The following is a 9,627-nucleotide window of genomic DNA, read 5'->3' on the forward strand; positions in this document are numbered from 1 at the left end:
ACAACCGCGAGTCCTCCCGGTTGTTGGCTCACCACCCTGGTTGCCGCCGTCAGGACCGCTGCAGGGCCTCCGCCCGGAGCAATTCGGTGATCTTCTCGCCCGCGGCCACGACCGCGGTCGCGTGCAGCCGCCCCGGCGAGCGGGTCAGCCGCTCGATCGGACCGGAGACCGAGATGGCGGCGAGCACCTTGCCGCCCGTCCCGCGCACCGGGGCCGACACCGAGGCGACGCCGGGCTCGCGCTCGGCGGCGCTCGCCGCCCAGCCTCGCCTGCGCACGCTGGCCAGCGTGGCGGCGGTGAACTTGGCGCCGCGCAGGCCACGGTGCATCCGCTCGCCCTCCTCCCAGGCGAGCAGCACCTGGGCGGCCGAGCCCGCGGTCATCGGCAGCGCCGCGCCGACCGGCACCGTGTCCCGCAGCCCGCTGGCCCGCTCGGCCGCCGCGACGCACACCCGGACGTCCGCCTGCCTGCGGTAGAGCTGGGCGCTCTCGCCCGTCACGTCGCGCAGCTGGACGAGCATCGGCTGCGCGAACGCCAGCAGCCGGTCCTCGCCGGCCGCCGAAGCGAGCTCGGTGATCCGCGGGCCGAGGACGAACCTGCCCTGGACGTCACGGGCGAGCAGCCGGTGGTGCTCCAAGGCGACGGCAATCCGGTGCGTTGTCGGCCTGGCCAGGCCGGTGGCCTTGACCAGCTGGGCGAGGCTCGCCGGGCCGCTCTCCACGGCGGCGAGCACGCAGACGGCTTTGTCCAGCACGCCGACACCACTAGTATTGCCCATGTACTGATACTGCCGTCTCAGCATTTGAGAGGCAAGCTCGAAAGAGCAGCCAACTGCAAGCGCGAAGGAGGTAGTCCTATGAGCAGCGGTCCTCGCACGCTCGCGGAGAAGATCTGGGACGGCCACGTGGTGCGCGGCGGTCACGGTGAGCCAGACCTGCTCTACATCGACCTGCACCTGGTGCACGAGGTCACCAGCCCGCAGGCCTTCGACGGCCTGCGCGCCGCGGGGCGCAAGGTCCGGCGGCCCGACCTGACGATCGCCACGGAAGATCACAACGTCCCGACGACCGGGATCACCGGTCCCGGCGTGCCGCTGTCCGGCCCGGGCAGCCCGGTGACCGACCCGGTGTCCAGGACGCAGGTGGAGGCGCTGCGCAAGAACGCCGCCGAGTTCGGGGTCAGGCTGCATCCGATGGGGGACGCCGGGCAGGGCATCGTGCACGTGATCGGGCCGCAGCTTGGGCTGACCCAGCCGGGCATGACGATCGTCTGCGGGGACTCGCACACCTCCACGCACGGCGCGTTCGGCGCCCTTGCGTTCGGCATCGGCACGAGCGAGGTAGAGCACGTGCTCGCGACCCAGACGCTGCCGCAGATCCGGCCGAAGACGATGGCCGTCAACGTCGAGGGCGCGCTGCCCGACGGGGTGAGCGCGAAGGACCTGATCCTCGCGATCATCGCCCAGATCGGGACCGGCGGCGGCCAGGGGTACGTCATCGAGTACCGCGGCGCGGCCATCAGGTCGCTGTCCATGGAGGGCCGCCTCACGGTGTGCAACATGTCGATCGAGGCCGGCGCGCGGGCCGGGCTCATCGCCCCGGACGAGACCACCTTCGAATACCTCAGGGGCCGCCCGTCCGCCCCGCGGGGCGCGGACTGGGACGCCGCCGTCGGGTACTGGCGGTCGCTGCCTACCGACGAGGGCGCCGAGTTCGGCCATGAGGTCACGGTCGACGCGACCACGCTGACGCCGTACGTCACGTGGGGCACCAACCCGGGCCAGGCACTGCCGCTCGGCGGGTGCGTCCCGGCCCCGGCGGAGACGCGGGATCCCGGCGCCACCGAGCGTGCCCTCACCTACATGGGCCTGTCCGCGGGTACGCCGCTGCGCGAGATAGCCGTGGACACCGTGTTCGTCGGCTCCTGCACCAACGGCAGGATCGAGGACCTGCGGGCCGCCGCGGACGTCATCCGCGGCAGGAAGGTCGCCGACGGCGTGCGCATGCTCGTCGTCCCCGGCTCCATGCAGGTCCGCGCGCAGGCCCAGGCGGAAGGGCTCGACACCGTGTTCACACAGGCAGGGGCGCAGTGGCGGTCGGCGGGCTGCTCGATGTGCCTGGGCATGAACCCGGACACGCTCGCCCCAGGAGAGCGCTCGGCCTCGACCTCGAACAGGAACTTCGAGGGCCGCCAGGGCAAGGGGGGGCGCACTCACCTGGTGTCGCCTGCCGTCGCCGCCGCCACCGCCGTCACGGGCCGGCTGACCGCGCCGGCCGACCTGTGACCGCCGCCACGCAGAGCGCTTAGCGATCGGGAGAAGGCCAGCCATCATGGAACGATTCGTCACGCACACCGGCCGCGCGGTGCCGCTGCGGCGCACCAACGTGGACACCGACCAGATCATCCCCGCCGTGTACCTCAAGCGGGTCACCCGCGAGGGGTTCGGCGACGGGCTGTTCGCCGCCTGGCGCGAAGACCCGTCGTTCGTCCTGAACCAGCCCAGGTACGCGGGGGCGACGATCCTCGTGGCGAGCACGGACTTCGGCACCGGGTCGTCGCGGGAGCACGCGGTCTGGGCGCTGCTCGATTACGGCTTCCGCGCGGTGATCTCGCCCCGCTTCGGCGACATCTTCCGGACCAACGCCACCAAGGCGGGGCTGCTCCCCGTGGTGCTGCCGGAGAAGACGGTCGCGCTCATCCAGGACGCGGCCGAGGCCGAGCCCCCTGGCGAGGTGACCGTGGACCTGGCCGGGCGCGAGGTGCGCGTGTCGGGCGGCGGCCTGTCCGAGCCGCTCGCGGCGCCGTTCGAGATCGACGACTACACGCGCTGGCGGCTGCTGGAAGGGCTGGACGACATCGGCCTGACGTTGCGGCACGAGGACGCGATCGCAGCCTTCGAGGCGGCCAGGCCGGCCTGGCTGCCGGCCACGCTCTAGTGCCCCGAGTCGCCATTTAGTCCGCGGCAGCGGCGGCTGCCTCATGCGCGATCAGCGTCAGCATGGCATCCAGGGCGGTCTGCAGCGGCTTGGTGCTGCGCTCGATCTGGGTTAGCAGCAGGAGCCCGGAGCGGATGCCCTCTTCCCAGCGGACGAAGCCTGCGGAGACCTTCGCCCGGGCCTGGTGGTCGGACTCGGCGAGTTCGCTGCCAAGCGACCCGATCGGGCAGCCGCCGCGGCAGTCGAGCGGTTCTTGATGCTCGACCAGGAAGTCGCGCCATGCCCGCAGGCCCTCCAGGCTGTCCAGCGCCGCCAGCATCGGCTCCTGCCCGCCCACGATCGTCTCGGTCTGGTACTCGATGACGGCCTGGACCAGCGCCTTTTTGTCCTTGAAGCAGTGGTAGACCTGCGAGCTGCTCACCCCGGCGGCAGCCCGCACATCCTCGACGGTCGTTCCGGAGACGCTGCCATCGAACATGAGCTTGGCCGCCGCGGCGACGATCCGCTGACGGGTCTGCTCGCCCTTGGGCGTCAGCTGACCCCGGGCTCGCCGGCCGTTGGCTGGCCGTCTTCGGCGCGACCAAGGCCGCCCTGAACCTGCTCACCAAGTCCTGGGCAGCGGAATTCGGCCCGGCCGGGGTACGGGTCAACGCGGTCAGCCCTGGCCCCACCCGCACGCAGACGGTCACCGACATCATGGGCGATGCCCTTGACCAGCTCGGCGCGCAGTCACCGCTTGGATATGTCGCCAAGCCCGAGGAGATCGCCGACGCGATCGTATACCTGGCCAGCGACCAGGCCAGCTACATATCGGGCGCCCTGCTCAACGTCGACGGCGGCCGTACCGCCGCCAGCCGGCCACCGAGCCCGCGGTCCTTGGCACCCTCGCCCTGACTGTCGGCGAATCAGCGACTCAGCGCACGAGCCTCATGCAAGCCGGATTCGAATTCGCGCGAGTTGACGGCTTCGCCGGGCTTGTCCGGCGAAGCCGTCAACGTTTAAAGCGTCGCGATAGCCGCTTGCCATTGCACCCGAATAGGGCAAATTGCGTCCCGCCCTAGGCGGCGGAGCCCGCGGCCAGCTTTTCATGAGAGGCGGGATACTCGCCCGCCGAAAAAGGTCGGAAAGTATCCCGCGCGGTTAATTCACGGCATCATGGCGGGCGAGTGGCGGCTGTCCAGAATGCCGGGTTCGTGTCGCGCGCCTCATGCGCGGTCCGCGGTCCTGCCGACGAGCCTGAGCAGTCAGATTGAACTGGACCGACGGCCGCGAAGCGTGGTTGGCGCGAATTGCTGACGACTTAATGAGTAGGTTTTCCCGTTATGGGCATTTTTTCTGACCGCGGAAACTCTTGCCCAGGGCCGACACGCGCGGCAATATTTGCCAAGGTTATTGTGTAGCGGAGCTCGATCGCCTAATTTCGGGCTGGTCAGGGGTCGCGATCCAGGCGAGCAGCCCGCGCGGCCTCCCGTAGGGGGAAACGCAGGAGCGAATAATGAACAAGCGTGATCTGATCGACGCGATCTCGGGTCGCCTGGGGGACAAGAAGTCCGCGACCGAAGCGCTGAACGCGGTGCTCGAGACCATCCAGGAGGCCGTGGCAAACGGCGACAAGGTCTCGATCACGGGATTCGGCGTCTTCGAGAAGAGCCAGCGGCCGGCCCGCACGGCGCGTAACCCGGCCACCGGGGATCCCATCCAGGTGGCCGCGTCGTCTGTGCCCAAGTTCCGGCCGGGCGCGGACTTCAAGGCCCTCGTCAACGGCACCAAGCCGATCCCCCCGAAGGCACCAGCGAAGGCGGCCCCGAGGTCGGGCAGGAAGAAGTAGCGGCGCACGCGGGGAGCGACGGGCGGCGGCACGGGTAATGCGGGGGATGACCCCTTGCCGCCGCCGTCTGCCCCCTGCCGCGCACCGCGCGGTGATAGGACGCCGCCATCCGCACCTGCCCGGGCCGGCCCGGCCGCGGTCGCAGTCAGCGCGGTCCGGCCGGCTTGCGCAGCGCGGTGGTGATGATGCGGTCGATGAGCTCAGGAAGCGGCAGCCCGCTCGCGGCCCACATCCTGGGGAAGCCGGACGCGGGGGTCATGCCTGGCATCGTGTTGATCTCGTTGAGCACGATCCCCCCTGCGGGTGTGTAGAAGAAGTCCACCCGGGCCAGCCCCTCGCAGGAAATGGCGTCGAACGCCGCGCAGGCGAGCTGCCTGACTCGTTCGGCGGCGGCGGCTGGTATCGGCGCGGGAATGATCATGCCGGTCTGCTCGCCCAGGTACTTCGCATGGAAGTCGTAGAACTGCGAACCCGGGTCGATGACGACCTGACCGGGCAGGCTCGCCTCAGGCGGCCCGCCGTCGGCACCCTCGAGCACGGCGCATTCGACTTCGGCCCCCTTGATGGCCGCCTCGACGAGAACCTTGCGGTCATGCTGGCGCGCGTCCTCGATGGCCGCCTCGAGGTCCGCCGGGCCGGTCACCCGCGTGGTGCCGATGCTCGACCCGCCGCGGGCGGGCTTGACGAACACCGGCCAGCCCAGCTCGGCGATCTCGTCGAGCACGCGCTTGCGCTCGGCCGCGGGCGCGCCGGCACCCCAGTCGCGCTCCCTGACCACGACGTGCCGCCCGATAGGCAGCCCGCGGGCCGCGAACAGGATCTTCATGTACTCCTTGTCCATGCCCGCCGCGCTGGCGAGCACGCCAGCCCCGGCGTACCGGATGCCGGTCATCTCGAGCAGGCCTTGCAGGGTGCCGTCCTCGCCGTAGCTGCCATGCAGCAGCGGCAGCACGACATCGACCTCGCCGAAGTCCGGCGGGACCTCGGCCGGGCCGCTCACGGCGAGCATCCCCGCACCGGAGCCGGCCCGCGGCGCCACCGACACGCCGGGGGTGGCGACGGCCTCCACCGACGGCAGGTCACCGGACGTGAGCGCCAGCCGGGCAGGGTCACCGGATGTCAGCACCCACCGGCCGTCACGCGCGATCCCGATCGGGACGACTTCGTACCGCTCGCGGTCGATGGCCCCGAGCACCAGGCCGGCGCTTGCGCACGACACCGAGTGTTCCGCGCTGCGGCCGCCGAAGACGACGGCAACCCTGATCTTGCGCCGCTCGCTCAATACGCCCACCTCCGCTCTCGTCAGCCGACCCCCAGATCGTAGTCCCCGGCCAGCGGTTCGCAGGCTGCCATTCCGCCGCGCCCGGCCAATCGCGATCGGTCGGCGATTTTTTCGAAGTGGCTAGCGTCCCAGGGACTCCAGCGCGATGTAGGCGTCGCTTATCAGGTCTTCGGCGTCCTCGAGGCCGATCGAGAACCGGACCGCGCCCGGGTCGATGCCTGCCGCGCCGAGCGCCCTGTCGTCAAGCTGGCGATGGGTCGTCGAGGCGACATGCGACGCCTTGGTGTGCGTCCCGCCGAGGGATGGCGCCGCCGCGGCGAGCCGCAGCTTGCTGACGAGCGACAGCCCCGCCTCCCGCCCGCCGTACGGGGTGACGGTGACGACCGCGCCGAACCGCACGCCCTCGGGTCCCGCGTCGAACATCCGCCGGGCCAGGTCGTGGCAGCGGTGGGTGGCCAGCCCCGGGTAGTCGACGTACGCGACCGCGGGATGCCTGGCCAGCGTCGCCGCGAACACCGACGCGGTCGAGCACTGCCTGCGCACCCGGACCGGCAGCGTCTCCAGGCCGCGGCGGAGCAGGAATGCGTCGTCGGGGGAGAGCGCGCCCCCGGTGTCGATCCGCGTCGCGCGGATCTGCCTGATCAGCTCGAGCTGCCCGGTGACCACGCCGCCGGTGACGTCGGAGTGGCCGCCGATGTACTTGGTCGCCGAGTGCACCACGAGGTCCGCGCCGTGCTCCAGGGGGCGGCACACGACGGGCGGCGCCAGCGTCGAGTCGACGACGAGCAGCGCCCCGCTGCCCCGCGCGATGTCGGCGAGCAGCCGCACGTCGGCGACCATCGTCGTCGGGTCGGCGATCGTCTCTGCGTAGACGATCCGGGTTGACGGCCGCATCGCGGCGCGAACCGCGTACGGATCGGATATATCGACGAAATCGGTTTCCACCCCGAACCGCGCGAGCACCGTGCGCAGCAGGCTGTAGGTTTCCCCGTGCATCGCGGTGGGCGCCACCACGTGCGCGCCCGCCCGCGCGAACGTCCAGAAGACGCCGCAAATGGCCGCCATGCCCGACGCGAACGCCTGCGCGGCCGGCCAGCGCGGCAGGTTCGCCCCCTCGAGGGCCGCGATCGCGCGCGCGAACGCGTCCACGGTCGGGTTGTCGATCCGGCTGTAGCTGTATCCGGTCATGTGGTCGTTCAGCACGGCCGCGTACTCGTCCGCGGTGCCGAAGGCGAACGCCGCGGTCCGGTACACCGGCGTGCCGAACGGCCGCTGCGCGGGCTCGGGCGGCGGCGGCAGGTGCACCGCCCTGGTATTTTCCCCGAGCTGCCTGCGGGCTATCTCCACGGCTCAGGCTCCGTACCATTCCGGTTTGGCTGAACGTGACGCTAGCACTGCCGCCGCCTCCCCGACCGGAAGGTCGCCGGCGATCACCGCGGCGACCACCTCGGTGATCGGCATTTCCACCCCGTGCTTGCGTGCCAGTTCGAGCACGGGGGCGTGGGACGTGACGCCTTCCGCGGTCTGCCTGGTTACCGCCAGCGCCTGCGCCGCGGTCATGCCGCTGCCCAGGTGCTGGCCGAACGTCCGGTTCCTTGATAGCGGCGAGCTGCACGTCGCGACCAGGTCGCCCATCCCGGCCAGGCCCGCGAACGTCCGCGGGTCGGCGCCCAGTGCCTCGCCGAGCCGGGCGATCTCGGCCAGCCCGCGGGTGATCAGGGCGGCCTTGGTGTTGTCGCCGAGGCCGAGCGCGACCGCGATCCCCACCGCGAGCGCGATGACGTTCTTCACCGCGCCGCCAAGTTCGCATCCTGTCACGTCGGTGCTCCAGTACGGCCGGAAGTAGCCGGTGTGGCAGGACCGTTGCAGCAGCCGGGCGCCTGACTCCTCGCAGCAGGCGACCACGGTCGCCGCGACCTGGCGCTCGGCGATCTCACGCGCGAGGTTGGGCCCGGAGACGACGGCCACCCGCGCCGGCGGGACGCCCAGCACCTCCACGATGACCTCGCTCATCCGCTTGCAGGTGCCGAGCTCGATTCCCTTCAGCAGGCTGACGAGCAGCGCGTTATGCGGGATCAGCGGTGCCCACGACGCCAGGCAGGGCCGCAGCGTCTGCGCGGGGACCGCGAACACCACCAGGTCCGCGCCGCCGAGCGCGGCCGCCGGGTCGGTGGTCGCGGTCAGCGCCTGCGGCAGCGAGATCCCCGGCAGGTACCCGGGGTTCCCGTGCTCGGCAGTCACCGAGGCGGCCACCCTCGCGTTGCGCGCCCACAGCACAGAGGGTGTCCCGGCGTCGCAGAGCACCTGCGCGAACGTGGTGCCCCACGAGCCGGCGCCCATGACCGCCGCCTTCACGCCTGGCCGGCTTCGCTCTGCCCCGCGACCGCTTCGCCCGCCCCTGTCCCGTCCGCCCCTGTCCCGTCCGCGGCTGTCCCGTTGCCGGGCGATAGCGGGCGTGCCGAAGAGCCGGCCCGGCCCGTTCGGGATAGCGCGGAGGGGTCGTAAGGTACGGCGGGCGGCTGCTGCCCGCGCAGCTGCCCGACGAGGGCCGTCACATCCGCCATGATCGCGGCGGTGGCGGCGCGCAGCGCCCGCGCGGAGCTCTGCTGCCCGGCCCACTGCGACAGGTCGACCGGCGGGCCGGCTACCGTGCGCACGGTCTTGCGCGGGAACAGCCGGACCTTCTTGCTGCCGTAAGGGAGGATGTCTTGGGTGCCCCAGTGCGCGACGGGGATCACCGGGGCACCGGTGGCCAGCGCGAGCCTGGCGGCCCCGGTCTTGGCCACCATCGGCCACAGGTCCGGGTCTCGCGTCGCCGTCGCCTCCGGGTAGATCACCACGGCGGCGCCGGCCGCCAGCGCCTTCTCCGCATCCCGAAGCACCAGCGCCGCGTCCGCCCGGCCGCGGTTCACCGGAAGCTGGCCGGCCTTGCGCAGGAACGGGCCGATGCCCTTGACCTGGAATGCCTCCGCCTTGATCAGGTAGGTCGGGTACCGCCCGCACCGGTAGAAGAACAGGGCGTCCGTCCCCCAGTCCGCGTAGGACAGGTGGTTTGGCGCCAGGATGATGCCGCCTGTCCTGGGAATGTTCTGCCGGCCCGCCCACTTGTTCCTGATCAGCAGTTGCAGCAGCGGTCGCAGCACGATGACGGAGATCACCCGCCATGTGGGCGAGTACGGCTTGCTCATCGGGGAGGCCTTCCCATGGTCTGGTTCAGCACGTCATGCTCCAAAATCTGCTGGTGGTCACCTGCATGACCGAGTCTGCCCTGTTCACCTGGACGGTGGTGCTGCCAGTCAAGGTACTAGCCCGCGCCAAGTCCAGGCTCGCCGTCCTGGCGGGAGCGCGGCGCTCCGAGCTTGCGCTGGCCCTGGCCTCCGACACCGTCTGCGCGGTTCTTGACTGCCCCGATGTCGCGCACGTGCTGGTGGTGACCAGCGATCTCGTCGCGGGTCCCCGGCTTGCCGCGCTCGGCGCCCGCGTGGTCGGCGACGAGCCGGGCGGCGGGCTCAACGCGGCGCTCGTCCACGGCGCCGCGGTGGCCAAGCGGGTGTGGCCGGCCAGCGGGATCGCGGCGCTGG

Annotated in this window: 10 protein-coding genes and 1 pseudogene; 5 read left to right on the forward strand and 6 right to left on the reverse strand. The window is 71.4% G+C overall.

The window, feature by feature from the left end:
- Positions 1–49: 49 nt before the first annotated feature.
- Positions 50–778, reverse strand: coding sequence for an IclR family transcriptional regulator (locus tag Q1N79_RS00310; RefSeq protein WP_300602617.1), 729 nt, complete (start codon positions 776–778; stop codon positions 50–52).
- 78 nt (positions 779–856) lie between these two features.
- Here Q1N79_RS00310 and leuC point away from each other — a divergent pair, with 78 nt between their 5' ends.
- Positions 857–2,284: a 3-isopropylmalate dehydratase large subunit gene (gene leuC / locus Q1N79_RS00315; RefSeq protein WP_300602620.1), complete on the forward strand. Its 1,428-nt coding sequence runs from the start codon at positions 857–859 to the stop codon at positions 2,282–2,284.
- Positions 2,285–2,330: 46 nt separating this feature from the next.
- Positions 2,331–2,936 carry a 3-isopropylmalate dehydratase small subunit gene (gene leuD / locus Q1N79_RS00320; RefSeq protein ID WP_300602622.1) on the forward strand — a complete coding sequence of 202 codons (606 nt, stop codon included), beginning with the start codon at positions 2,331–2,333 and terminating at the stop codon, positions 2,934–2,936.
- A gap of 16 nt (positions 2,937–2,952) precedes the next feature.
- Here leuD and Q1N79_RS00325 read toward each other — a convergent pair whose 3' ends face one another.
- A complete protein-coding gene (locus Q1N79_RS00325; protein WP_367185007.1) occupies positions 2,953–3,471 on the reverse strand; it encodes a TetR/AcrR family transcriptional regulator in 519 nt (172 codons plus the stop codon).
- Positions 3,472–3,497: 26 nt separating this feature from the next.
- On the opposite strand from Q1N79_RS00325, the gene Q1N79_RS00330 reads away from it, so the two are divergent.
- Together Q1N79_RS00330 and Q1N79_RS00335 are read left to right on the forward strand one after the other, a co-directional pair.
- Positions 3,498–3,830 carry an SDR family oxidoreductase gene (locus tag Q1N79_RS00330; RefSeq protein ID WP_300602645.1) on the forward strand — a complete coding sequence of 111 codons (333 nt, stop codon included), beginning with the start codon at positions 3,498–3,500 and terminating at the stop codon, positions 3,828–3,830.
- A gap of 601 nt (positions 3,831–4,431) precedes the next feature.
- Positions 4,432–4,764 carry an HU family DNA-binding protein gene (locus Q1N79_RS00335; protein WP_300602625.1) on the forward strand — a complete coding sequence of 111 codons (333 nt, stop codon included), beginning with the start codon at positions 4,432–4,434 and terminating at the stop codon, positions 4,762–4,764.
- A gap of 145 nt (positions 4,765–4,909) precedes the next feature.
- Here the strand turns inward: Q1N79_RS00335 and Q1N79_RS00340 are convergent, their stop codons facing one another.
- The 4 genes from Q1N79_RS00340 to Q1N79_RS00355 all read right to left on the reverse strand — a co-directional run bounded on the left by Q1N79_RS00340 (position 4,910) and on the right by Q1N79_RS00355 (position 9,234).
- Positions 4,910–6,046, reverse strand: coding sequence for a D-alanine--D-alanine ligase family protein (locus Q1N79_RS00340; protein ID WP_300602628.1), 1,137 nt, complete (start codon positions 6,044–6,046; stop codon positions 4,910–4,912).
- 120 nt (positions 6,047–6,166) lie between these two features.
- Complete coding sequence (locus Q1N79_RS00345; RefSeq protein WP_300602630.1) at positions 6,167–7,393, reverse strand: aminotransferase class I/II-fold pyridoxal phosphate-dependent enzyme; 1,227 nt, start codon at positions 7,391–7,393, stop codon at positions 6,167–6,169.
- 3 nt (positions 7,394–7,396) lie between these two features.
- Positions 7,397–8,386, reverse strand: a complete 990-nt coding sequence (locus Q1N79_RS00350; protein ID WP_300602647.1) for an NAD(P)H-dependent glycerol-3-phosphate dehydrogenase — start codon at positions 8,384–8,386, stop codon at positions 7,397–7,399.
- 11 nt (positions 8,387–8,397) lie between these two features.
- Complete coding sequence (locus Q1N79_RS00355) at positions 8,398–9,234, reverse strand: 1-acyl-sn-glycerol-3-phosphate acyltransferase (RefSeq protein WP_300602633.1); 837 nt, start codon at positions 9,232–9,234, stop codon at positions 8,398–8,400.
- Between the two features lie 65 nt (positions 9,235–9,299).
- Here Q1N79_RS00355 and Q1N79_RS00360 point away from each other — a divergent pair.
- Positions 9,300–9,627: pseudogene (locus Q1N79_RS00360) on the forward strand (2-phospho-L-lactate guanylyltransferase); the annotation flags it as partial.

Origin of the sequence: Trebonia sp. (genome assembly GCF_030042015.1) — a bacterium.
Classification (GTDB): Bacteria; Actinomycetota; Actinomycetes; order Streptosporangiales; family Streptosporangiaceae; genus Trebonia.